This window comes from Apilactobacillus zhangqiuensis (genome assembly GCF_019656215.1).
Taxonomy (GTDB): Bacteria; Bacillota; Bacilli; order Lactobacillales; family Lactobacillaceae; genus Apilactobacillus; species Apilactobacillus zhangqiuensis.
The window spans coordinates 18,308-43,760 of sequence record NZ_BPLK01000006.1 but is presented as its reverse complement, the minus strand read 5'-3'; the positions used below and the strand labels follow the sequence as shown (position 1 = coordinate 43,760).

25 protein-coding genes are annotated in these 25,453 nt (G+C 37.4%); 5 read left to right on the top strand and 20 right to left on the bottom strand.

The window, feature by feature from the left end; all coding sequences use genetic code 11:
* Positions 1-2 precede the first annotated feature (2 nt).
* From K5Q07_RS06760 to pth, 6 genes are all read right to left on the bottom strand, one after another.
* On the bottom strand, positions 3-461 hold the full coding sequence (locus tag K5Q07_RS06760; protein WP_220730248.1) for a S1 domain-containing RNA-binding protein: 459 nt from the start codon (positions 459-461) through the stop codon (positions 3-5).
* Positions 462-556: 95 nt separating this feature from the next.
* Complete coding sequence (locus K5Q07_RS06755; RefSeq protein WP_220730247.1) at positions 557-934, bottom strand: FtsB family cell division protein; 378 nt, start codon at positions 932-934, stop codon at positions 557-559.
* A gap of 87 nt (positions 935-1,021) precedes the next feature.
* Positions 1,022-1,294 (bottom strand): RNA-binding S4 domain-containing protein, encoded by a 273-nt coding sequence (locus K5Q07_RS06750; protein ID WP_220730246.1) that lies wholly within the window; start codon positions 1,292-1,294, stop codon positions 1,022-1,024.
* Positions 1,291-2,868, bottom strand: coding sequence for a putative polysaccharide biosynthesis protein (locus tag K5Q07_RS06745; protein ID WP_220730245.1), 1,578 nt, complete (start codon positions 2,866-2,868; stop codon positions 1,291-1,293). Before K5Q07_RS06745 ends, K5Q07_RS06750 begins: the two co-directional genes overlap by 4 nt.
* On the bottom strand, positions 2,858-6,385 hold the full coding sequence (gene mfd / locus K5Q07_RS06740) for a transcription-repair coupling factor (protein ID WP_505603631.1): 3,528 nt from the start codon (positions 6,383-6,385) through the stop codon (positions 2,858-2,860). Before mfd ends, K5Q07_RS06745 begins: the two co-directional genes overlap by 11 nt.
* Before the next feature lie 21 nt (positions 6,386-6,406).
* Positions 6,407-6,964, bottom strand: a complete 558-nt coding sequence (gene pth, locus K5Q07_RS06735) for an aminoacyl-tRNA hydrolase (protein WP_220730244.1) — start codon at positions 6,962-6,964, stop codon at positions 6,407-6,409.
* A 190-nt stretch (positions 6,965-7,154) separates the two neighbouring features.
* Here pth and K5Q07_RS06730 point away from each other — a divergent pair, with 190 nt between their 5' ends.
* Together K5Q07_RS06730 and cbpA are read left to right on the top strand one after the other, a co-directional pair.
* Positions 7,155-8,105, top strand: coding sequence for an L-lactate dehydrogenase (locus K5Q07_RS06730; protein ID WP_220730243.1), 951 nt, complete (start codon positions 7,155-7,157; stop codon positions 8,103-8,105).
* A 153-nt stretch (positions 8,106-8,258) separates the two neighbouring features.
* Positions 8,259-8,900 (top strand): cyclic di-AMP binding protein CbpA, encoded by a 642-nt coding sequence (cbpA, locus tag K5Q07_RS06725; protein ID WP_220730242.1) that lies wholly within the window; start codon positions 8,259-8,261, stop codon positions 8,898-8,900.
* A 56-nt stretch (positions 8,901-8,956) separates the two neighbouring features.
* Here the strand turns inward: cbpA and K5Q07_RS06720 are convergent, their stop codons facing one another.
* The 5 genes from K5Q07_RS06720 to K5Q07_RS06700 form a co-directional block, all read right to left on the bottom strand.
* Positions 8,957-9,310, bottom strand: coding sequence for a type II toxin-antitoxin system PemK/MazF family toxin (locus K5Q07_RS06720; RefSeq protein WP_034532478.1), 354 nt, complete (start codon positions 9,308-9,310; stop codon positions 8,957-8,959).
* 38 nt (positions 9,311-9,348) lie between these two features.
* Positions 9,349-9,603: a hypothetical protein gene (locus K5Q07_RS06715; protein WP_054606240.1), complete on the bottom strand. Its 255-nt coding sequence runs from the start codon at positions 9,601-9,603 to the stop codon at positions 9,349-9,351.
* Between the two features lie 22 nt (positions 9,604-9,625).
* Positions 9,626-10,744, bottom strand: coding sequence for an alanine racemase (alr, locus tag K5Q07_RS06710; RefSeq protein ID WP_220730241.1), 1,119 nt, complete (start codon positions 10,742-10,744; stop codon positions 9,626-9,628).
* A gap of 103 nt (positions 10,745-10,847) precedes the next feature.
* Complete coding sequence (gene cshA / locus K5Q07_RS06705; RefSeq protein ID WP_220730240.1) at positions 10,848-12,374, bottom strand: degradosome RNA helicase CshA; 1,527 nt, start codon at positions 12,372-12,374, stop codon at positions 10,848-10,850.
* 167 nt (positions 12,375-12,541) lie between these two features.
* Positions 12,542-13,912, bottom strand: a complete 1,371-nt coding sequence (locus tag K5Q07_RS06700) for a UDP-N-acetylmuramoyl-tripeptide--D-alanyl-D-alanine ligase (protein WP_054606237.1) — start codon at positions 13,910-13,912, stop codon at positions 12,542-12,544.
* 201 nt (positions 13,913-14,113) lie between these two features.
* On the opposite strand from K5Q07_RS06700, the gene K5Q07_RS06695 reads away from it, so the two are divergent.
* Positions 14,114-14,575, top strand: coding sequence for a low molecular weight protein-tyrosine-phosphatase (locus K5Q07_RS06695; RefSeq protein ID WP_220730239.1), 462 nt, complete (start codon positions 14,114-14,116; stop codon positions 14,573-14,575).
* 40 nt (positions 14,576-14,615) lie between these two features.
* Here the strand turns inward: K5Q07_RS06695 and K5Q07_RS06690 are convergent, their stop codons facing one another.
* The 5 genes from K5Q07_RS06690 to K5Q07_RS06670 form a co-directional block, all read right to left on the bottom strand.
* Positions 14,616-14,861 (bottom strand): type B 50S ribosomal protein L31, encoded by a 246-nt coding sequence (locus K5Q07_RS06690; protein ID WP_034534394.1) that lies wholly within the window; start codon positions 14,859-14,861, stop codon positions 14,616-14,618.
* Between the two features lie 102 nt (positions 14,862-14,963).
* The gene (gene murA, locus K5Q07_RS06685) at positions 14,964-16,238 is read right to left on the bottom strand and encodes a UDP-N-acetylglucosamine 1-carboxyvinyltransferase (protein WP_220730238.1); all 1,275 of its coding nucleotides are present in this window, start codon (positions 16,236-16,238) and stop codon (positions 14,964-14,966) included.
* 162 nt (positions 16,239-16,400) lie between these two features.
* A complete protein-coding gene (gene pyrG, locus K5Q07_RS06680; protein ID WP_054606234.1) occupies positions 16,401-18,017 on the bottom strand; it encodes a CTP synthase in 1,617 nt (538 codons plus the stop codon).
* Positions 18,018-18,205: 188 nt separating this feature from the next.
* The gene (gene rpoE / locus K5Q07_RS06675; protein ID WP_373310053.1) at positions 18,206-18,742 is read right to left on the bottom strand and encodes a DNA-directed RNA polymerase subunit delta; all 537 of its coding nucleotides are present in this window, start codon (positions 18,740-18,742) and stop codon (positions 18,206-18,208) included.
* Between the two features lie 88 nt (positions 18,743-18,830).
* The gene (locus K5Q07_RS06670) at positions 18,831-19,271 is read right to left on the bottom strand and encodes a YwiB family protein (RefSeq protein WP_054606232.1); all 441 of its coding nucleotides are present in this window, start codon (positions 19,269-19,271) and stop codon (positions 18,831-18,833) included.
* 162 nt (positions 19,272-19,433) lie between these two features.
* Between K5Q07_RS06670 and K5Q07_RS06665 the strand changes: the two genes are divergently transcribed.
* A complete protein-coding gene (locus K5Q07_RS06665) occupies positions 19,434-20,780 on the top strand; it encodes an HD domain-containing protein (protein ID WP_220730237.1) in 1,347 nt (448 codons plus the stop codon).
* 13 nt (positions 20,781-20,793) lie between these two features.
* Positions 20,794-21,606 (top strand): sugar-phosphatase, encoded by an 813-nt coding sequence (gene yidA, locus K5Q07_RS06660; protein WP_220730236.1) that lies wholly within the window; start codon positions 20,794-20,796, stop codon positions 21,604-21,606.
* A gap of 47 nt (positions 21,607-21,653) precedes the next feature.
* Here the strand turns inward: yidA and K5Q07_RS06655 are convergent, their stop codons facing one another.
* The 4 genes from K5Q07_RS06655 to purR all read right to left on the bottom strand — a co-directional run bounded on the left by K5Q07_RS06655 (position 21,654) and on the right by purR (position 25,336).
* Positions 21,654-22,004, bottom strand: coding sequence for a DUF3899 domain-containing protein (locus K5Q07_RS06655; protein WP_220730235.1), 351 nt, complete (start codon positions 22,002-22,004; stop codon positions 21,654-21,656).
* Positions 22,004-22,984, bottom strand: coding sequence for a ribose-phosphate diphosphokinase (locus K5Q07_RS06650; protein ID WP_054606228.1), 981 nt, complete (start codon positions 22,982-22,984; stop codon positions 22,004-22,006). The genes K5Q07_RS06655 and K5Q07_RS06650 overlap by 1 nt, the downstream gene beginning before the upstream one ends.
* Positions 22,985-23,117: 133 nt before the next feature.
* Positions 23,118-24,491, bottom strand: a complete 1,374-nt coding sequence (glmU, locus tag K5Q07_RS06645; RefSeq protein ID WP_220730234.1) for a bifunctional UDP-N-acetylglucosamine diphosphorylase/glucosamine-1-phosphate N-acetyltransferase GlmU — start codon at positions 24,489-24,491, stop codon at positions 23,118-23,120.
* Positions 24,491-25,336, bottom strand: a complete 846-nt coding sequence (gene purR / locus K5Q07_RS06640) for a pur operon repressor (protein WP_220730233.1) — start codon at positions 25,334-25,336, stop codon at positions 24,491-24,493. The genes glmU and purR overlap by 1 nt, the downstream gene beginning before the upstream one ends.
* Positions 25,337-25,453: the final 117 nt, after the last annotated feature.

The following is a 25,453-nucleotide window of genomic DNA, read 5'->3' as shown; positions in this document are numbered from 1 at the left end:
GGTTAACTACGGCGACCGCCACGGCCTCCACGCTTACCTTCAGTATTTTTCTTGATTGTAGCTAGTCTGCTTTCACTTTCCTTTAGGAAACTGTCCATTAAGTCATCGAAACTAGCCTTGTTATTTTTATGGTTATCATTGTGATGACGGTTATTACCAAACTTACCGTGATTTGAATGTCCATGGGCCATCTTTGGTTGTTCTCTTCTTTGTGGTTTGGCAGGCTTATCAACTGCTTTTCTAATTGATAAAGCAATCTTACCATCGTCACCAACACTTAGAACCTTAACTTTAACGTCATCGCCAACTTTTAATACATCTTTGATATCTTTGATATAGCCATCAGAAATTTCACTAATGTGAACCAATCCTGTTTTGTGTTCGCCTAGATCAACAAAAGCACCAAAATTAGTGATTCCTGATACTTTGCCGGAAACTTTTGCTCCAACTTCAATTGCCATAAAAAAATTTGTCCTCCTAATAATGATTAGTAACTTTAGTATAGCACCATTTAAATGATAATTGTATAAAAAAAATGGTATTTTTTCATACCATTTTAATTTTGAGTTACATCCTTTGAGACATCCCCAGGAAGACTGTAAACAGTCTCGCCCGGCTTGGTGTAGTAATACTTTTCACGAATTACTTTTTGGATATAGTCCTTATCATGTAACTGTTTTATATTTTGCTTTAACTTTTGATTATCGACTTTACTCTTCTTAAGGTCTTTTTTAGTTTGAACTTGTTGTTCAGAAACGTTGCTAATCTTTGATTTAGTTATAAAAATTTGAGCAACCAACATTAAGATCACAACGAGGAAAAAACTTACCAGGATAATTCCACGTTTTTTTCGACTGCGTAAAATTTCTTGATGTCGAGATCGTTTGATCTTCGTGTATCGATTATTCAATTGATGAACCTTATCAACATCCATGGTATCCCCTCCTCAATTTGATACTTAATAGTATAGATGATTCTTAAAAAAAATAAATAGATAATTAATTTTGTAACTAAATTTTAATTATTCAGCGTTAAAGTCTCTTTCGTATTGTTCGTCCAAAACGGTGTACATTCTGTCCGCATCAGCCTTCTTGGTAGTTTCGAACAATTGATTTACTTGAACAGTTAATGTCTTGTTACCAAATTTAATCACTAACTTATCATTTGAATTAACATTTGATGATGATTTTGCCACACGGTCATTAACGGTAATACGACCTTGATCAGCAATATCCTTTGCTACAGTTCTTCTCTTAATAATTCTTGAAATTTTTAAAAACTTATCTAATCTCATTTTGACATCCACCTATCTATAAACTTATTTATTACTGGCACTGATTGCCATTCTTGGTTGGTTAATAGTTTCCATTTGATTGCCAGTACACCAAAGACGGTCGCTCCAATTGGCACTAAGAAACATAGTGAGATGACGGCGCTTAGTCTTTGACTAAGAACCAAATGAACTGCTCCAAACAGGTTCATCAAAATCATTTCAATGACTAGCATAATCAAAGCAATTACGGATAACTTCCATAGGAAGCTCCACTTATGTTCAATCTTAACAATGTCTCTTGGCGCGAACTTTACTTCAATGATTAGCATCAACAACAGACTAATTACTGTAGAAATACTTGCACCAACGATTCCCATGTGGGCAACCATTTCCTTGGTGATTAAGACTTTACTTACTAACCCCAATATAATCGCTATAATTGTGATTTTAAAGTGATTTGCACTCTGCAAGATACTGCTATAAATCATAATCATCGTTGTCAACACGACACTAATCATGAAGATACTGATTGTTGTGTTTTGTTGACCACTGTTAAATAGCAAACGATTAATCAATGGCATTAAACTAATCATCCCGACTGCAACACCTACAGTCATAAACATGCTAACCCTAAGCATTTCAGATGCTAGGTTATGAAACGACTTCATTTGTTTCTTCGAATAGGCCAAACTCAATGATGGCAGAATCGCAGAGGCAAACGATGTTGCGATTACCAGTCCTAATTGCACTAGCGGCTGGCCACGATCATAGATTCCCTTGACCGCTTGAGAATCAATTAGGTTCAATCCGTTTAACAGCAGTCCCTTACGAACTGTAAACGAATCGACTAATTGCATCAACACCATTAATGATGAAAGCATGCAGATTGTGCCACCTTCATACACCAATCGTTTCAATAGTGATTGATAAGACATCACCTTTTTATGTGGTAATTCTTTAATATCTACAGCATAGTAGCGAATTAAAATTGCAACTGAAAAAATTTCAGCAACTGGTGTCGCAATCATTGCGTAGGTTCCAATTGTATATGGATCAACATGATGTCTGACACCAACATACGCAGCAGCGATAATTAATCCGACACGAATTACCTGTTCTACCACCTGAGAATAAGCAGTTGGTTTCATAATCAAGGTTGCCTGGAAATATCCTCTAAGGCATGCCAAGATTGGCATCATTAAAAACATCCAGCTAACTGCGCGAATCAAGCTGTCTAATCTGATGTCACCCATTAGAGCTGCAATCGATGTTGCTTTAACTTGAAAGATGATAAATATCAATATCCCAAAAATCGAAAGCATGATGAATAGCTGTCTTAAGAGGGCTTTTTTCTGCAATGTTGTTTCTTGCTCAGCGATAACACGTGAAATAATAATTGGCAGTCCACTTAGCGCTAACACCATCCCGATTCCATAGATTGGATATACCTGTTGGAAAACATAAAAGCCAATGTTGCCAACTAGGTTTTGAAATGGGACACGGTAAACGGCACTCAATACCTTACTAATCAAGGATGCAACAGATAAAATCATTGCCCCTTTCATTATCACTGATAGTTTATTGTCATTTTTCATTTTTTAAGTTTCCTGTGTGTTCTTTATCTAATGCTTCGACAAACTTGCTTAACTCACCTAACCATTTTTGTTCATCCATATTAGGTTGAATGATTAAGGTGATTTGCATTTTGCCATTAGCAGTACCAACCATTGATCTAAATTCAGTTTGAGCGATTGCCTTTAGCACTTGCTTACTATCATAGAATTGAGTTCCAATCGTTGATAGAGTGACTGTAATTTGTTTTGGTGTTTGCCTAATCTTTTCAATTAATGATGAATCAGCATACATTTTAATACGACTGATGGTTAATAGATTTTCTACCGCGGTTGGATAATCACCGAAACGGTCAATTAAATCAGATTGTAATTCACGATATTGATCGTCGTTTTGCATTTGTCTAATTCGCTTGTACAATTCAATCTTTTGTTTTTCATCTTGAATATAGTCGCTTGGCAAGTATGCTTCAACATCCATTTCAACTGTCGTATCAACTCGTTGTTCAGCACGACGACCACGCTTAGTTGCCACCGCATCGGCCAGCATTTGAGTATACATATCATAACCGACTGAATCGACGAAACCTGATTGTTGCTTACCCAATAGGTTACCGGCCCCACGAAGTGATAAATCACGCATGGCAATTTTAAAACCAGAACCTAATTCGGTGAAGTCTCTGATGGCTTCCAAACGGTTTTCGGAAACTTCGGTCAAAACCTTGTTAGGTTTATACATAAAGTACGCATAAGCGACACGGTTGGAACGACCAATTCGACCACGAATTTGATACAACTGTGATAGTCCCATGTGATCAGCATCTTCGACAAATAAAGTATTGGCGTTTGGAATATCCACCCCGGTTTCGATGATGGTAGTTGTAACCAATACATCGTATTCACCGTTAACGAAATCATACAGGATAGTTTCCAATTGATTTTCGGTCATTTGACCGTGAATATATGCGATTCTAGCATCCGGTACCAATTTTTGTAGCTTCATGACGGTATCTTCAATGTCTGAAACACGGTTATGCATGAAGAAGACCTGTCCACCACGATGCATTTCACGGGTAATCCCCTCGCGAATTGCTCCGGCATTTTCTTCCATTACATAAGTTTGAATTGGGTAACGGTTTGCTGGTGGTGTTTCGATAACTGATAAATCACGAACACCCATCATCGACATGTTCAATGTTCGAGGAATTGGTGTCGCGGTTAATGTTAATACATCAACGTTAGATTTCAGTTGTTTAATCTTTTCCTTGTGCTTAACCCCGAAACGTTGTTCTTCATCGACCATTAACAGTCCTAAATCGGCAAACTTGATGTCATCTGATAACAAACGATGGGTTCCGACCACGATATCAATTGAGCCATCCAGTAAACCTTTTTTGGTTTCTTCTACCTGCTTCTTAGTTCTGAAACGAGATAGTACAGCTACTGATACCGGGAAACCTTCGAAACGGTTCACCATTGTTTCATAGTGTTGTTGTGCCAAGACAGTGGTTGGCACCAAGAAAGCAACTTGTTTTCCGGCTTCGACCGCCTTAAAGGCAGCATGTAATGCTACTTCGGTCTTACCATATCCAACATCCCCAACTAACAAACGATCCATTGGATGTGGTTGTTCCATATCCTTTTTAATTTCTTCTGAACTCTTTACCTGATCGGGTGTTGGTTGGTATGGAAATGCCCCTTCAAACTCTTCTTGGTATTCATCATCCTCTGGGAATGCGTATCCCACCTGGTTAGAACGTTTAGCATATAAGTCAATTAAATCATCGGCAATGTCTTCAATCTTACCTTGAACCTTAGACTTAGTCTTTTGCCATTCACTTCCACCCAGCTTATTAACACGTGGATGTTTATCTTCTGATGAAACGTACTTTTGAATTAAGTTTAATTGAGTAACCGGAATAAACAACTTGGCGTTATTTTGGTAAGCAATGGTCATGTAATCTTGATGTTTACCATCAACTTCCATGGTCTTCATACCTTCATACTTACCAATCCCATGATTAGCGTGAACAACATAGTCGCCCGGTTTCAAATCGGCATAGCTCTTAATTCTTTCCGCATTTGAGAATGTTTGACGACGTGGACGTTTCTTATGCACAGTCGTAAACATTTCTGATTCGGTAATTACCGCCAACTGTTTAATTGGCAATTCAAAACCACTCTTCAAACGTTCACTAACAACCTGAACTTGATGTTCTAAAATGTTGTCACTGGTAGTTTGAACAGATTCGATTTCAAAGTCGGTCAAAGTTTGTGATACCTTCTGCATTCTAGCCTTGTCCTTAACCAGAATCACAACGGTATCATCTTGTTTGTGCCAACGGTCTATTTCTGTCTTTAGAAGTGGCATTTGCCCAAAAAACTTTTGCATTGGACGCACCTTAATATCATTTAATTGGGTTAACTTAAGATTCCCAATCCCCTTTTGGAACAATGACATTAAAATTTCTGCTTGATTGATTTTGTGGAAATGTTCCCTAAAGTCCACACTGAATAAATCAGTCGATGCAATCTCACCGTGGTCAAATTTGTCGTCGGCCCATGATTGTTCCTCTTCGACTAACTGTTGACTGTTTTCCAAAATGCGACTGTAGTCATCAAATAAGACTACCCCGTTATCATCTAGGTAATCGAAGATAGTCGTTTCTTTTTCATACATCGCTTTGGTATACATTATCCAATCAGGATCGATGACTCCTTCGTTGGCATCATCAATCATAGTTTGAACAGCGTCAGTTAGTCGTTGTTTTAATTCGTCGCTATCTAATTTTGCCAAACGCTTATCACGTAATTGGGTCAAATTAGAAACTGCTTGTTGTCTTTGTGCTTCGTTTAATACAATATCAGTCGCTGGTAATACTGAGATGGTTTCAATATTTTCCAAACTTCTTTGGTTAGATACGTCAAAATATCTCAATGAATCGACATCAGTATCGAATAAATCAATTCGAACTGGATATTCTGAGTTCAACGGATAAATATCAATAATTGATCCACGAAGTGAGAATTCACCCGGTGCTGCCACCATCTTTTCAGGTGTGTAGCCCATTTGAAATAGTTTGTTTCTTAATTCATCTAAATTAACTTCATCATCAATTGAGATGGTTAAATTAGCATCAGAAAAATCGTTTGGCTCCGGCAAAATACGTTTGGTACCGGAAACAGACGTTACAATAATTTTAGGCTCATCGCTCAATAGCTTTGATAAAGCTTGCACACGAGTCGCCTTGTATTCTGGCGAACTGGTGGCTACTTCTGCGGCTAATACTTCTTCGACTGGAAACTCTAATACATCATCTTCGGAGACAACATTTTGTAAATCTTCAACAATATCATCACATCTGGATAAAGTATCAGTCACAATTAAAAAGTTACGCTTTGTGGATTTAAACAAAGCTGCAATCATCATTGTCTTCGCAGAACCTGATAAACCAGTCACTAACTGACGATGTTTTGGTGCTAAATCGTTAACAATATCATCGTATTGTGGCAATTGTGTGAAAAATTGACTTAATTCCAAAATAGTTATCCCCTCTAAATACTAGTTATACTTGTTTTCTAGCTTGTTGAATTCTTCTCCATCGATAAATTCTTCTAGTGCTGAAACAGTGTTATCAATTGCTTGGTTTAATCCTGGCTTTTGGTCATCTGTAAAGTGACCTAATACATAGTTAACAACGCTTTCCTTGGTTGGGTGATCAGTTCCCACCTTGATACGGTTAAACTTATCAGTACCTAAGTGGGAAATTAAACTCTTAATTCCGTTATGTCCACCGGCTGAACCGTGGTTTCTCAATCTAATCTTACCGATTGGTAAATCCATATCATCATATATTACTATTAAATCGTTTAAATCTAGCTTAAAGAATTTCATTAATGGTCCAACTGAACGACCTGATTCGTTCATAAATGTTAATGGCTCAACTAACATAACCTTTTCCCCATTAATATTGGTTGATCCAATCTTTGCTTCCATCTTTTGTGTTGATAGTTCTACTCCGTGTTTGTCGGCAAACTCGTCTACTACCATAAAACCAGTGTTGTGTCTGGTTTCCTTATATTGTGGTCCTACATTTCCCAATCCCACAATCATCTTCATAAAAAATCCGCTCCTTTTTTCGCTCAATTAATATGTAAATTATATCATAGTATGCAATCCGATATTTATCCTGTCGCTTACAGAAATATAGAAAACTATTCGTTTTTTTAGCGCTTTGTAATTACTAATTTCCAAATTAATGATATAATTCAGTTGTAGATTTAAATATGTTTTTGAAGGGATGATTATTGTGGCTTTAAAACATCAAAAAGTTGTTTTAGTTGGTGACGGTGCCGTTGGTTCTTCATACGCATTTGCTATGATGCAACAAGGACTAGGCGAAGAATTCGTCATCGTTGATATTATTAGAGATCGTATCGAAGGAGACGCACTTGACTTAGAAGATGCTCAAGTATTTACTGCTCCTAAGAACATTTACGCTGGTGACTACAGTGACTGTGCAGATGCTGACTTAGTTGTTATCACTGCCGGTGCACCTCAAAAACCAGGTGAAACTAGACTAGATCTAGTTGGAAAGAACCTAAAGATTCTTTCATCAATCGTTCCTGAAGTTGTTAAGTCAGGATTTAAGGGTGTTTTCTTAGTTGCTGCTAACCCAGTTGACATCTTAACTTACGGTGTTCAAAAACTTTCAGGTTGGCCAAAGGAAAAGGTTGTAGGTTCAGGTACTTCATTGGACACTACCCGTTTCCAAGTTGCTGTTGCTAAGAAGTTAGGTGTTAACCCTGCTGACGTCAATGCATACATCATGGGTGAACATGGTGACTCAGAATTTGCTGCTATTGACGAAGCAACTGTTGGTTCACGTCCTCTATTAGACGTAGCTAAAGATGCTGGCGTAAGCAAAGACGACTTACTACAATTAGAAGAAGAAACTAGAAATAAGGCATACACAATCATCAACAAGAAAGGCGCTACTTTCTACGGTGTTGCAACTGCCCTAATGAGAATTTCACGTGCTATCTTACGTGACGAAAACTCAGTACTACCTGTTGGTGCTCCAGTTAACGGTGAATATGGTTTAAGCGATATCTACATCGGTACTCCAGCTGTTGTTAACGCATCAGGTATTAAGCAAGTTATCGAAGTTCCTCTAAGCGATGAAGAAAAAGCTAAGATGGAAGCTTCAGGTAAGACCTTAAAGGAAACTGCCGAAAAAGGTATGGAAGCTTTAAAATAATCGATCAACTTGATTAAAATAAAAAGTCGAGGTGCACTTTGCTCCTCGGCTTTTTATTTTGACTATTTGTTGATTTATCGCCACAAATTCATCGATTTATGTTAAAATTAGAATATGAGAAAAATTCTAATAATTTAAAAAGGAGGTTATGTTATGCTATTGAAGTCATTGGTTAAACCTAAGGGCAGCCTAGTTACAGTTTCAGAAAACGTTTCATTAGAACAAGCTCTTGAAACTTTGGAAGAATCTGGTTACAGATGTATTCCTATCTTAGACGAAACTGGAACAATCTTTAGAGGTAACATATACAAGATGCATATCTACCGTCACAAAGCTAACGGTGGTGATATGACTCAACCAGTTACCACCCTACTAAAGAACTCCACTAAGTTCATCAATGTTAATTCAGCCTTCTTCCACATTTTCTTTTCGATTAAGGATTTACCTTACATCGCTGTATTGGATGATAATAATCGTTTCTACGGTATCTTGACCCATACTCGTTTATTGGACATGCTTTCACAATCATGGAACGTAAACGTGGGCAGTTATGTAATAACTGTTCTAGCTCCTGGTAACCGTGGTGATCTAGAATCAATGTCTAGAATCATCACTAAGTACACTGCAATCGCCAGTGTTATCAGTCTAGATGGTCAAGAAGGTGAATTGGTACATAGAGTTATGTTCACCCTTCCTGAAGAGGTAGATAAGAAATTATTAAAACGAATCACAGCTGCGTTAGAACGTAAAGGTTTTAAAATTGCAGAGATTGAAGATTTAGCGGACGAGAAATAACATTATCAAAACAAAAAGGATGCGAATTAAATTCGCATCCTTTTTTTATGTATGTTTTACTGTACACCAATACTTAATTTCAATGATTCGTCCACTCGTTTCATAAACTTATCACTTAAGTGATCCACTCGATCATGTAATCGTTGTTTATCAATCGTTCTAATTTGTTCTAATAGGATGACTGAATCTTTCTCGATTCTGGTCTTATCAGCACTAATAGCTACGTGAGTAGGCATCTTTGGTTTTGAAATTCTAGCAGTAATTGCGGCAACAATCACGGTAGGACTATAGTGATTACCGATATTGTTTTGGATGATTAACACCGGTCTCATTCCACCCTGTTCGGAACCAACAACTGGTGATAGGTCAGCATAAAAAACGTCGCCACGTTTGATTTCAACGTTAGCCATTCTAACATCCCCTATCTATAATGAATTCTTTCGAATTCTTAAAACGTAATGTGATGCACACTTGAGGCTTCACAAAAAGTGAATTCCTTTGAAATATCACGATTAATATCGGTCATCTCAGTGTACCCAGCAATTAAATTCTGGACTATCAAATAATCGTTAAAACATGGATTAATCACAATCCTAGTATGCGTATCCATTGAAACATTCATTCTAGGATGTGATATTTTTGCTGTGTTACTTGATGTAGCTGTGCTTAGAAGTGAATAAACATATCGGTTCTTAGATTGCATTGATTAATCCTCTTAAAACGGGTTATTCTACCACAATGCGTGGTAGTCTATCAGTGAGTAAGCAAGCCACCTCATAATGAATTGTATCACAATATGACGCAATGTCTTGTAAAGTAATCTTTTCTTTACCGTCTTGACCCACAATTGTAACTTTTGTGCCTGGCTCTACTGGTTCATCTAGTTTAATCATTAGCTGATCCATGCAAACTCGACCCACGATTGGGCAGAATTTACCATTAACTAATAGTGAGAATCCTTGCATTGCACGAACAATTCCATCGGCATAGCCAACAGGAACTGTGGCAATCCATTCAGGTTGCTTGGATGTATAAGTCGCGCCATATCCAACCGAACGACCTGCATCAATCTTCTTACAGTAAACGACTTCAGTAGTTAAACTAAGTGCTGGTTTTAATTCATATGGTAGGTCTAATTCTCCCCCAGATGGATTCAAACCGTAACCAGCAACACCAAATCTAATCATGTTGCAGTTAAATTCACTATGCCACAAGCTAGTAGCTGAATTAGACACATGTACATACTTAGGTAACGTATCTATAACTGAAATTAAATCATTAAATCGTTCAACTTGCAAATTAAAATACTTTACGTTATGTGTATCAGCGGTTGAGAAGTGTGTAAAAATTCCTTCAAAGTTCAATGTATTAGACTGATTCAAGTAATCAACCGCTTCTTTAAGTGAATTTTTGTCTTGAAAACCGATTCTTCCCATTCCAGTGTCCAAACCAACATGAACATTTAGCTTTGGTAGATTTTGTTTAGCTAATTGTTCATCGGCTTCTTTCAACCAATCAATTGATGATATGGTTGCTGAAATGTTCTTCTCCGCCATTAATGATGCATGTTTAACATCTGTGATTCCTAGCACTAGAATTGGTTCGTTAAAACCAGCATTCCTTAATTGTAGTGCTTCATCTAAAATGGCCACACAAAAGCCATCGGCACCAGCCTTCTTCGCTTCGTGTGCTACTGCGACTGCTCCGTGTCCATATCCATTGGCCTTTACGACCATGAATAAATATTCGTCTTTCTTTAAACGTTTCTTTTCGTTACTAATGTTATGATATAAAGCACTCTTACTAATTAGTACTTGTGCATTTCTATGAGTTCCTACTACCATATTAATCTTTCCTCCAATTAATAATGGGCATTTCCTTTTATTGTAATTCTTTATGTAAAAAAAAGCCATTGACAAATTTTCATATCAACAGCTTTTTTGTTTATTAATCTTTGTTTTTAATTGTAAATGACTTGTTTGGACGCTTGTGGTTTGATGAGTGGTTGCCCTTCTTGTGATCATCACGGTGCTTGCCACCGCCATTACCATTGTAACGACGACGGTTTCCACCACCATTTCTGTTACCACCACGTTTGAAGCCACCACGACGGTTACCACCGCCACGGTGATATCCACCACCATGACCGCGCTTATTCTTGTTAGGAAGTGGCTTTTCAGCAGTGATGTGAACCTTAACTTGGTTTCTAGTCATCTTGCTTAATAGGACAGATACTAATTCCTTAGCATCGTATTTTTCTAACAATTCGTCAGAAGCTTCTGAGAATGGTTCCATCTTAGTCTTTTCAATTAATGAACCAATCTCCTTAGTAGCTACTTCTAGTTGACCCTTCAATGCTTCATCAGCTGAAGGTGGCTTAAGAGGTAACATTCTAACCTTAGTTAGCTTTTCAATATCTCTTAAGTAACTAGTTTCGTTTGGTTCAACAAAAGTCATTGAAACCCCATGACGTCCGGCACGACCGGTACGACCAATTCTGTGAACGTAGCTTTCTGAATCTTGAGGAATATCGTAGTTGTATACGTGAGTAACACTTGAGATATCAATACCTCTAGCGGCAACATCGGTTGCAACTAAAACGTCGACTTTATCATGCTTGAAGTCCTTCATGATTTGTGAACGACGGTTTTGTGTCAAGTCACCGTGAATTCCTGCTGCACGGTAACCGCGTAATAGAAGTCCCTTAGAAACTTCGTCAACACGACGTTTAGTACGACAGAATACGATAGTTACCTTAGGTGCTTGAATATCAAAGAATCTAGTCATGATATCAAACTTTTCAAATTGTTTAACTCTGATGTAGTATTGATCAACTAAATCAGTAGTTAATTCCTTAGCCTTAATTGTAACTTGTTGAGGGTCCTTCATGAATTGAACACCAACACGCTTGATTTGTGGTGGCATAGTTGCAGAGAATAACAATGTTTGTCTTTCTTCTGGAACTTGTTTTACGATGCTTTCAATGTCATCTAGGAATCCCATGTCCAACATGTCATCGGCTTCATCTAGAACCAATGTCTTAACATGGTCTAATTTTAATGTATGTCTGTTGATGTGATCCAATAAACGTCCAGGAGTACCCACAACAACTTGTGGTTTACGCTTTAAGCTCTGGATTTGTCTTCTGATGTCAGAACCACCAAAAACTGATACAGCCTTAACGCCCTTTTCTTTTCCAAAACGACTAATTTCGCCTTGAGTTTGAATAGCTAATTCACGAGTTGGTGAAATAACTAATGCTTGCACGTTTGGATTATCTAAATCAACGTGTTCAATGATAGGAAGAGCAAAAGCAGCTGTCTTACCTGTACCTGTTTGTGCTTGTCCTAAAACATCCTTTCCTTGTAGGGATAAAGGAATTGTTTCTGCTTGGATTGGAGTGGCTTCCTTAAAACCCTTGTCTTCAATCGCTTTTAATAGATCTTCTGAAAGACCTAATTCTCTAAACTTCAAATATGTTTCCTCCTAAACGAAACATTCAATATAATACCGCCATTAGCTAAGGAAGAATCCGTTCCCGTTAATGCGCTAATCACTTGATTATAAAAATTCCGTGTTCTAAAAATGTAACTAGACTAATATAACTCTTTTAGACCAAATTAGCAAATGAATTACCTATATTAATTTGTTAATTTATCTAATAGTTTTTCCAAATGAATTCCATGACTAGCCTTTAGTAATACTTGGTCACCTTCATAAATTTCAGCATTTAGTTGATCATATAAATCATCTAATTGATCTGCCTTAAAATAATAAAGATTTTCTGATGGATAAACTGAACTTAACTTGTCGTACAAGTACTTCATGTCAGGACCAATTAAGTAAACGCTTTGTACTTCTTTTGGATCTAATACTTCAGCCAATGACTCGTGTAATTCAATCGATTGATCACCTAGTTCCAGCATATCACCTAAAACGGCAATCTTACGACCATCAATTTTTTCACGAGTAAATGCGTTCACTACTTCTTTTACAGCAGTAGGATTTGAATTATAAACGTCTGAAAGGATCATTTCGTGTTTACTTCCTTCAATCCATTCAGTACGATTATTAGTCAAATTAACGTTCAATAATGCTTTTTGGATGTTTTCTTCTCTGATTCTGTATAAGTCACCGATGGTGATGGCTACCAATGCGTTGTTAACATTGTATTCACCAATCATTGGAATCTTGAATTCAACATCCGGGTACTTATTAACCTTGAATGTAGTTTGTACTTCATTCCCAGCAATGTCGTATGCATAAAAATCATCATCTTCAGCCAAACCAAAAGTACGTTTGAACGGTAGTGATTCACTGCGACTTGCTAATAGTGGTTCGTCACCGTTATAAACGAAGATACCGTCTTCTTTTAGGCCATTAACGATTTCCATTTTGGCATCAGCAATCTTGTCGCGAGTGCCAAAGAATTCGATGTGAGCTTCACCAATCATTGTGATGGCAGCTACGTCTGGTTCAACTAAATGACTTAAGAAATCTAATTGGCCTGGACGATCCATTCCCATTTCAACAACCAACACCTCGGTGTTTGGTTCCATATCTAAAATAGTCATTGGTACACCAATTTCGTTATTGAAATTAGCATGGGTCTTTGTGACATTGAATTGAGTGGATAATACTGAAGCCACCATATCCTTGGTAGTGGTCTTTCCATTACTTCCTGTAATTGCGACTACCTTAGGATTAATCTTAGCTAGGTAGTATTGGCTCAATCTTTGTAGTGCTTCTAATGTATTATCAACAACGATAATTGGAAAATCTGTTGGAGCATTTTCGTGGTCTTTTTGCCAGAAAGTTGCAACGGCACCATTATCAATTGCACTTTGAATGTAGTCGTGACCATCATTTTGACTAACAAGTGGCACAAATAGTGCCCCGTCTGTTAGTTCCCTGCTATCAAAAGCAACACTAGTAATATCAATATCTTCATATCCGCTAATATCGTTTTGCGCAGAAACCGCACGAGCAACTTCTGTAAGTGACATTTTCATATCTAATAAATCTCCATTTCATCAGTTCGATAAGTGTTACGCATATTATAACATGAAACGATAAATTATTTTAAATGCGATTTTTCAATCCTTTATGAGACAATCCTTTATTTTTAATGAGGTCTTATAAAAACTATTAACTAATTGTCAAAACACTGTTAATATGTTTAATGGATAATAATTAATGGGGACGTGACTACTTTGAAAAAAGTCTTATTTGTGTGCCATGGAAACGTTTGTCGTTCTGCAATGGCTCAGGCTATTTTTAGCAAAATCATTAAAGAACGTGGATTAGAAAACGAAATTCAAGTCGATTCAGCTGCAACCAGTACTGAAGAAATCGGCAATCCGCCACACCCAGAAGTTCGTAAATTGTTGAACCAAAAACATATTAGCTATGCTGGTCAACACTCAAGACAAATCGAAGCATCAGATTTCCAAAACTATGATTTAATCATTGGAATGGACTTCGAAAACATTAACAACCTGCTACATTGGGCGCCTAAGGATCAAGCCCACAAGATTCATCTATGTCTAGATGTTATCGATGGAATGCAAGGTTCAGAAATCGCAGATCCATGGTATACCGGCAACTTTGATTTAACCTTTGATCAAATCAACGAAGCGATGCCAAAATGGATTGACTATGTGTTAAATATGTAAAAAAAAGACATATCCGAAACGGATATGTCTTTTTTTATCTTTACTTGAAACCGTATTTCTTGTTGAAACGATCCACAGCACCATCGGCTTGAGTGAACTTTTCACGGCCAGTGTAGAATGGATGAGAATCTGAAGAAATTTCAAGACGTACTAATGGATATTCATTACCATCATCCATAGTGATAGTTTCAGCTGAGTTCATAGTTGAACCAGCCATGAATTTAAAACCAGTACTTGTATCTTGGAATACCACTTGGTGGTATTCTGGATGAATTCCTTGTTTCATTATAAATCGCTCCTTTGCCCTGCATCATATGTTGATTCAGAGATTATCGTTTAGTCGACTTGATTATAGTAACACTAAATAGAAGTTAATTCAACACGAAAATTAACTTTCGTCGTTAACTAGTTCAACGACAGCGTTTAGGTTAGTTAGCTTATCAATGATGTTGTCATAACCACGTAGGATGTTGTCAGCATTGTCGATTACAGTGGTACCTTCTGCCATAAGACCGGCAATCATTTCTGATGCCCCAGCACGAATTTCCCCTGCTTCAATCTTTGAACCAACAAGTTCGTTGGTATGACTAACGATGATTGTACCGTTACCTTCATCGTATCTAATCTTTGCACCCATCTTCTTTAATTCATCGATGTGCTTGGTTCTCTTTGGATAAATTGTATCAATGATTGTACTGTCACCAGCCGCCATTAGTAGTAGTGGCGTGATTGGTTGTTGTAAATCAGTGGCAAAGCCTGGGTATGGCATTGTCTTAATTTCGATGTTCTTAAGGTCTTCAGTCTTTGGAACATAGATACTATCTTCATTGATTTGTAGATCAATACCCATTTCTTGTAACTTCGCAATGAATGATTCCAAATGTTCTGGAATCACGTTTTGAATTTTCACACCGTCACCATATGCAGCTGCCATGGATAGGTATGTTCCAGCTTCGATTCTATCTGGGATAATGATATGAGTATTCTTGGCACGAAGTGATTCTACCCCTTCGATTCTGATAACATCTGTGCCGGCACCTCTAATCTTTGCACCCATGTTATTCAAGAATGTCACAACATCAATAATTTCTGGTTCCTTGGCAGCATTTCTGATGACAGTTGAGCCCTTAGCCTTAACAGCTGCTAGGATGGCGTTAATGGTTGCCCCCACTGACACAACATCTAAAAAGATTTGTGCTCCATGTAAACCATCTTCGTCAGTTGTGATGATGATTTCATCACCATCATTTTCAACCTTTGCTCCCATTGCTTCAAAAGCTTTGATGTGTTGGTCAATTGGTCTAGGACCGATGTTATCTCCACCAGGGAAAGTAATCTTAGCACGACCGAAGCGTCCTAATAATGCCCCCATGAAGTAGTATGATGCTCTTAAACTTTTAATTGCCTTACTTGGTAAAGCACTTTCATTTATTGTTGTTGGGTCGACGTTTAATATTCCATCGGCAAAATCTGATGAGACATTCATTGATTCCAAAATCACCATTAGATTGTGAACATCTAAGATGTTTGGCACCATGTCAAATTGCACTGGCGTGTCGGCTAAGATAGCTGCTGGGATTAATGCAACAGTACTATTCTTAGCTCCACCAATGGTCACATTACCAGATAGGCGATGGCCACCCTTTATTATCATTTTATTCATTGTTTAAATTCCTCGCTTACAGTTTCACTAAAATAATAGTGAACAATAACAATATTAAATAATAAATATTAAAAATACAATAGTTTCGGCTAAATTAAACATACATTTAACAAAAACAATAAAAAAGGCCAGGAAAATTCCCGGCCTTTTCTTTAAAACATATTATTTGTTATTTTCTTCATGTTGTTCGTGTGCAGCAGCAACGAAAGCCTTGAATAATCCTTCAGGTCTTGTTGGACGTGATAGGAATTCTGGGTGATATTGAGCAGCAACGAAGAACTTGTTAGTAGGAATTTCAACAACTTCTACCAAGTGATCATCTGGAGAAGTACCGGCAATAACTAGACCGTGAGCTTCCATTTCTTCTCTGTATTCGTTGTTGTATTCGTAACGGTGTCTGTGACGTTCTGAAATTTCAGCCTTGTTACCGTATGCTGCAGCAGTTACAGTACCAGGTTTTAGCTTACATGGGTAAGCACCTAAACGTTGAGTTCCACCCATACCATCGATATCAGCTTGGTCAGCCATTAAGTCAATAATCTTGTGTGGAGTTTCAGGATCAATTTCAGTAGTGTTTGCGTCTTTGTAACCTAATACGTCACGAGCAAATTCGATACTTGCAATTTGCATACCTAAACATACACCTAAGTAAGGAACGTCGTTTTCACGAGCATACTTAACTGCAGTAATCATACCTTCGATACCACGGTCACCGAATCCACCAGGAACGATAATACCATCAGCATCGCCAAGTAATTCTTCTACGTTATCTTCAGTAACTAGTTCTGAATTTAACATCTTTAGGTTAATCTTTGCATCAACTGGGTAACCAGCATGACGTAATGATTCAGTAATTGAAATGTAAGCATCCTTTAGTTTTACGTATTTACCAACTAAAGTAATGTTAACAACATTCTTTAAGTTTTGTACTTTTTGTTCTAGAGCCTTCCATTCAGTCATGTCAGCCTTAGGAGCATCGATACCAAAGTGGTCAACAACTTGTTGATCCATACCTTGAGCTTCTAGCATCAATGGAATAGTGTAAAGTGTTGGAGCATCTTTTGATTCAACAACAGCTTCTGGCTTAACATCACAGAATAAAGCAATCTTTCTCTTCATTGCATCAGTAACATCTTGTTCAGTTCTAACAACTAATAGGTTTGGTTGGATACCTAAACCACGTAGTTCTTTAACTGAGTGTTGTGTTGGCTTAGTCTTCATTTCGCCAGCAGCACGTAAGTAAGGAATTAAAGTGGTGTGGATGTAGAATACATTTTCATCCCCTACTTCGCTCTTCATTTGACGAATAGCTTCTAGGAATGGTAGTGATTCGATATCACCAACAGTACCACCAATTTCAGTAATTACGATATCAGCGTTTGATACCTTAGCTGCACGCATGATTTTTTCTTTAATCATACCAGTGATATGAGGAATAACTTGAACAGTTGCACCTAAGTAGTCACCGCGGCGTTCTTTTCTCAATACTTCTGAATAAATTTTACCAGTAGTTACATTTGAGTATTTATTTAAGTCATTATCAATGAAACGTTCATAGTGACCTAAATCAAGGTCAGTTTCAGTACCATCATTAGTAACAAACACTTCACCGTGTTGGTATGGGCTCATAGTACCTGGGTCGACGTTAACGTATGGATCAAACTTTTGAATAGTAATGTTAATCCCACGGTTTTTTAATAAACGTCCTAGTGATGCAGAAACAATTCCTTTTCCTAGTGAAGAAACAACCCCACCAGTAACAAAAACATATTTAGTCATGTGAAAAACTCCTCATAAAATCTATTAGGGTAAAAATTAAAAACTCCCTATTCATTGAGAATAGGGAGTCATTGATTACTATAATCGATCAATTGTCCTTACAAACTCTTTTGTAAGGAGCCCAAAAATAATATTACATTGTTCTAGGTTTATAGTCAAGAAATATAATTATTATTTTCTAGGAAAAATTAATCTTTAGAATCATCGTCGATGTCATCGTCATCATCATGTAATTCTGACAATTCGCCTTCGATACCATCAGGAATGTTATCGTCGTCAACATCGTTCTCTTCGTCAATTTCATCTAAATCTTTGTGATACTTGTCGGTTTCGTCGATACCTTCATCGGCATCTTCAAATTCGTCGTCTTGGTCTTCTGGATCATCATCATCGTAATCGATAACGTCATCATCGTCAGAAGCATCAGCTAAGAATGCGTTAACCTTACGACGCTTTTTCTTTCTAGGACGATCGATATCTTCGTCTTCAGGATGAACTGTAGCTTCATCGATTGAATCATATGGATACCAAGTTCTTAGTCCCCAAAGATTATCACCTAAAGAAATAAAACTACCATCAACGTTCATATCTGTGTAGAACTGTACCAATCGTTTACGAATTTCTTCATCAGAATCACCCAAATATTTTTGGATTTCGTTGGCGATATCAGCAAAGGCCATTACTTCCCCACGTTCAGAAAGAATTGCGTGAGCAACTTCGACCATTGATAATTCTTTTTTGTCTTTACCTTCTAAGGCTTGTAATTTCAAATCGGTGCACGTCCTTTCAAAATACTATTAATATCATACCTTTTTAAGCAGAAAATTGCAATGCAAGATTGTACTCTCCCACAATCATTCCGCCAGAATGTAATTCGTAGTCAATCCCAAGCTTACCATTCATTATATCTTCATTATAATCGTAGTTTAGCTCTTTGGTTTTGACCAAAATTTTTATTGGACCATACTCAGTTTGGTAAATTGTGTCGTGATCTTTGTTTTCATCAAAAATCATTCTAGAGTGATGTCCACCCTTTGCTTGGCGGGTCAATTGAACATGTTCATCGGTAATCTTTAAAGTCACGTTGGCTACCGCTTGGTTTTCTTGATGTTCGGTAAAGCGAAGGTATAGGCCATTGTTCATTTGAACTAGGCTCCCCACTTCTTCAAAAATAAAGTCTTCGCGCTCTGCATCTTGGAAAATAGTTGTCTTTAAGTTCACAACAACCTTTTGAGCATTTTCATTTTTATTCATCACACTGACTCACCTTCCCTCATTTCATATATCACAAACTAATATTATATACGGACATCTACATAAATGCATTAATTAATGGTTGGAAAATTAATTATTTCATTTAAAACTTTGTTATAATAAGCATAAATAACTTATATATAATAGTAAGGAGGTAAGAATTTGGAATACCAAGAAAAACTACTACCTCGAGAAAAGGTTTTTCGAGATCCGGTTCTTAACTACATTTACGTACAACACCAAGTCATTTTAGATTTGATTAATACTAAAGAATTCCAACGATTAAGAAGAATAAAACAATTAGGTCCTGCTTCATACACATTCCATGGTGCAGAACATTCAAGATTTACCCACAGTTTAGGAGTGTACGAAATAACTCGTCGTATCTGTGATGGTTTCCTTAGAAACTATCCTAGCAAAGGTGCTGGCGACGGTCTATGGGATGACTCCCAAAGATTAGTTGCGCTATGTGCCGCATTACTTCATGATATCGGCCACGGTGCTTACTCACATACCTTTGAACATATCTTTGGTACCAATCACGAGGCAATCACCCAAGAAATCATCACTTCCGAAAAAACAGAAGTTAACCAAGTTTTAAGTAAGATTAGCCCTAGCTTCCCTAAGGAAGTTGCTAGTGTCATCGATCACACTTATCCAAACCAACAAGTGGTTCAAATGATTTCTAGTCAATGCGACGCCGATAGAATGGATTACCTACTAAGGGATGCGTACAATACTGGCGCTAATTACGGTAACTTTGATTTAACCAGAATTTTGCGTGTGATGAGACCATACGAAGGTGGTATCTGTTTTGAAATCAACGGAATGCATGCCGTTGAAGACTACATCATCTCCCGTTTGCAAATGTACATGCAAGTGTACTTCCATCCAGTATCTCGTTCAATGGAAGTAATCCTAAGTCACCTACTTCAAAGAGCCAAGAAACTATCCGGTAAGTTAGATCAAAACGACCGTTTAACTCCGCACCTATTAATGCCATTCTTCAAGAATGACTTCACTATTGATGACTATTTGAAACTAGATGATGGAGTATTGAACACATACTTCATCAACTGGATTGAGTCAGATGATCAAATCCTAGCTGATTTAGCAGACCGATTCATTAATAGAAAGCCATTCAAGTCCGTCGAATACAACAACGAAACAGAATCATTGATTCCAACCATGCAAAAGTGGATTCAAGAAGCCGGTTTTGAAACCAAATACTACACCGCCATTAATAACAGTTTCGACTTACCATATGATGCTTACGATCCAAACAAAAAACATCACGCTACACAAATTGAACTTAGAAGAAATGATGGTACAATGATTGAACTATCAAAGATTTCCCAATTAGTTAGTGCCGTTACCGGTAAGCATTTAGGTGATGAACGCTTCTTCTTCCCTAAGGAAATGTTATCTAAAGATAGTGATATCGATTTATTCGAACCAGTCTATCAAGAGTTTCAAAAACACATTAAAAATGATGAATTAATCAAGTAAGGAGGATTTCTCCATGAGTGAAATCAAATTAATTGCCATTGATATTGATGGTACCCTTTTAAACGAAGAAAACATTTTAGCTCAAGAAACAATCGATGCCGTTACCGAAGCAAGAAACAATGGTATCAAAGTGGTCCTATGTACAGGACGTCCTTTGACCGGTGTTAAACCATACCTAAAGAAATTAAATATTTCTGGTAGCGACGAATACGCTATTACATTCAATGGTGCTCAACTACAAGATGCTGACGCCAACATCATTGAAAAGTTCGACCTAGATTACAAAGACTTCGTTGAACTAGAAAAACTAAGTCACAAATTAAACACCAACTTCCAAATTGAAACTACTGACTACATCTACACCACTAACCGTGACCTAAGTCCATACAGTGTTGCAGAAAGTTACCTAGTTAGAATGCCAATTCGTGTTCGTGAACCACAAGAAATCACTTCAGAAACCGAAATTGTTAAGGCCATGCTTATCGCCGACCCAGACATTATCGACAAGGCTATTCCTGCAGTTCCTGAAAGTTTCTTAGACCACTTAACAATGGTTCGAAGCGAACCTGTCTTTATCGAATTTGTGAACCAACAAGCTTCTAAGGGTGCTGCCTTAAGTAAGCTTGCTACTCGTTTAGGCCTAACCGCTGAAAACGTAATGGCTATTGGTGATCAAGGAAACGATATCAGCATGGTTACCTATGCTGGTACAGGTGTTGCCATGGGTAATGCTGCTGACGACTTAAAAGAAGTTGCCAACAAAGTTACTAAGACAAACAAAGAAAATGGTGTTGCATACGCAATTAGAAACTTTGCTTTAAAATAATCGATACCAAACAAAAAGAACTCACTTCAATGAAGTGAGTTCTTTTTTTATAGTGTGATAATGATTGCAAATGCAATCCAGATAATTCCAATTATTAACATTAACTGTGCAAATGGTCGTACCACAATTTTGGCATTCTTCATGCCTCCAATTTTGTTGGCTGGAATCTTTTCGTTTTCAAAGCGCTCATCATCATCCTTACGGTGAAAAATGCGCCATCCAGTGAAAAGATGCCCCTTGGATAATACTCCAATCAAGCCAGTGACTGTGATTAGTAGTCCTATCAAGAATAGATAGTTACTAATCGTAATAGCACTAATTTTAAACACCATTGCTATTAAAGCAATAACGATTCCAACTAACGCTACTAACAGTCCTAATCTCTTTGGTTTATTCATTATTCTGCGTTACTTCTGAAACGGTTGCTGAATAATGGACTAACGGCACGATCTTCGTTAATACGCTTAATTGCGTCCCCGATTAATGGAGCAACTGAGATTTGTTCAATCTTATCAATTTGTTTTTCTTCAGGTAAGCGAATTGTATCAGTAACAACTAGCTTCTTGATTGGTGATTTTTGGATACGATCAATTGCAGGACCTGATAGTACAGGGTGTGTACAACATGCGTATACTTCTTTAGCACCAGCATCCATTAATGCTTGGGCACCTAAAGTAATAGTACCAGCAGTATCAATCATGTCATCAACCATCAAACATGACTTACCTTTAACATCACCAATAATGTTCATGATTTCAGCAACGTTTGCCTTAGGACGACGCTTGTCGATAATGGCAATTGGTGCCTTTAGGAATTCGGCCAATGCACGGGCACGAACTACACCACCGTGGTCAGGTGAAACTACGACTGCGTTTGAGTCCCAGCCGTGGTTAATAAAGTGATCAGCTAATAATGGTGCACCCATCATGTGATCAACTGGAACATCGAAGAAACCTTGGATTTGAGCAGCATGTAAGTCCAATGCAACTACACGGTCAATTCCAGCAGTTTCAAGCATGTTAGCAACTAGCTTTGCAGTAATTGGTTCTCTAGAACGAGCCTTACGGTCTTGTCTAGCGTAACCATAATATGGGATTACCACATTAATTGTCTTAGCACTTGCACGTCTAAGAGCATCAATCATAATCATTAATTCCATTAAATTATCATTAACGGGAGCTGATGTAGATTGAATGATATAACAGTTATCCCCACGGATACTTTCTTCAATGTTAATTCTAATTTCACCATCGCTAAATCTGTCAACGGATGTTTCACCTAAATCAACACCAACACGATCAGCAATTTTTTCTGCCAAAGGAATGTTAGAGTTTAAAGCGAAAATCTTCAATTTAGGATCAGAATATCTTTCAGCCATAAGTCCTCCACCTAACAATAAATTCTATAATTCGTAACTATATTCTTAATTCACAGTTAATTTTACACTATAATTGATAATTTTTCATGCAAAAATTATACAAATAATAAATAAAATATCATTGGATTATCTCTTAATCAGCATATGGAAGCTTTTTGAAATATCCTGGTTTGTTGGTTTGACGTTGTCTAGCAATCGCCATATCGTATTGTTTTACGTCATCAGTAATGGTAGAACCAGCAGCAATAAATGTGTGGTCATCAATGTGTAATGGAGCAATTAAGTTAGCATTGCTTCCAATAAATGAATTGTCACCCACTTCAGTATTGTGTTTATTCTTACCATCGTAGTTAGCAAAGATAACACCACAACCAACGTTAATATTCTTGCCTAGATGGGCGTTACCAACGTAAGTTAAGTGACCTACCTTAGTACCTTCATCAATTTGGGCTTTCTTAACTTCGACGAAGTTTCCAAGATGAACGTTTTCACCAATCTTAGCTTCTGGGCGAAGATGTGAGTAAGGTCCAATGTTTGAGCCTTCCATCATTTCTGATTCTTCAAGTAATGACGATGTCACAGTAACGTTGTCGTGAATGATGCAGTCTCTAATTTCTGAGTTGGCACCAATCTTACAATCGTTACCAATCTTAGTGTGTCCACTGATATGAACACCTGGTTCTACGATTGTGTCTTGACCAATTTCAACACCAAAGTCAATGTATGTATCATTAGGGTTAGGCATGGTAACACCGTTTGACATGTGGTATTCATTAATGCGTTGTTGCATTACTTGGTTAGCCTTTGAAAGTGCAATCCTATCGTTTACACCCATTGACTCATCAAAGTTTTTCATTTGGTAAGCACCAACGTTTTTACCTTCTTCTTTGAAGATACCAATAACGTCAGGTAGGTAGTATTCGCCTTGGGCGTTATCGTTTTTAACCTTCTTTAGCGCTTCAAATAATTCATGGTTATCGAAAACGTAAACACCAGTGTTAATTTCATCGATGTTTTGTTCGGCAACTGAGGCGTCCTTTTGTTCAACGATCTTGTTAACGTTACCCTTGTCATCACGAACGATACGACCATAACCAAATGGGTTAGGCGCTTTTGAAGTTAATACAGTGGCAACCGCACCACTTTCTTCGTGTTGAGTGAACAAGTGATCAAAAGTTTCGGCAGTGAATAGTGGAGTGTCTCCACTAACAACCATTGTTGATCCATCAACGTCTTCTAGAATGTCAGCAGTCTTTTTAACTGCGTCCCCTGTTCCTAGTTGTTTTTCTTGTAATGCATATTGGCTTCTGTCACCTAGTTGAGTTTTAACGTCTTCGGCACCAAAACCAACTACAGTAACAATGTTATCCATATGAATTTTTTCTACTTGTGTTAATACACAATCAACCATTGTACGACCACAAACTTGATGCAAAACTTTGTATAGTTTTGACTTCATTCGCGTACCTTTACCGGCAGCTAAAATAATTGTATTTCTAGTCGTCATTATTCTTCCTCCTTGGTGAAGTCGCTAAAGTTATCGTAGGTAAAGTTTCCTAAATCAACTTTAATATCACCGTTATTAGTATCAATCTTGAATAATGAAGTGTAATCGTCTTCGCTAATCTTACGTTGACCCTCATAGTCACGTTCAGCAACGAACGCAATTCCGGCAACTTCACTATCAAATTCTTTGATTAAACTACATAGTCCATCGGCTGATCCCCCACCACGTAGGAAATCATCTACGATTAAGACGTTGGAATTAGCAGGTAAACTACGTTTTGATAGAACCATCTTTTCGATTCTCTTTTGCGAACCTGAAATATAGTTCACACTAATAGTTGAACCATCGGTAATTCTAGAATCGTGTCTAGCAATCACGAATGGGGCGTTTAATAAGGTTGCAACGCTTTGTGCAACCGGAATACCCTTAGTGGCAACAGTTAACACAGCATCAATCTTCTTGTCGCTGTATAATGTCGCAATAATTCGACCAATTTGTCTCAAAATTGATGGACGGTTAAGTAGGTCGTTCATATATACGTATCCACCAGGTAAAACTCTTGAATTGTCAGCTAATGCTGATTGAACTTCGTCAATAAATTGACTAGCTTCTTGTTTTTGAATGCCGGGCATGAACATACTTCCACCAGCGGCACCCGGAATGGTTTCTAATACACCAGTTCCTGTTTCCATAAATGTTTTTCGTAAAATGGTTAGGTCTTCACTAATAGATGACTTAGCAGAATCATAACGATTTGCAAAAAAAGTCAATGGTACTACCGTATTAGGATTCTCCATTAAGTAGCGAGTCATATCTACTAGACGCGCACTACGCTTTGCTTTCATTCTTTCACCTCATTAAGTAAAAACTACATTTAAATTTTATCATAATGTTCGGATTTAAGATACTTTTTAAACTAAATAATAAAAAAATATCCGTTTAAGCTTTCACCTAAACGGATA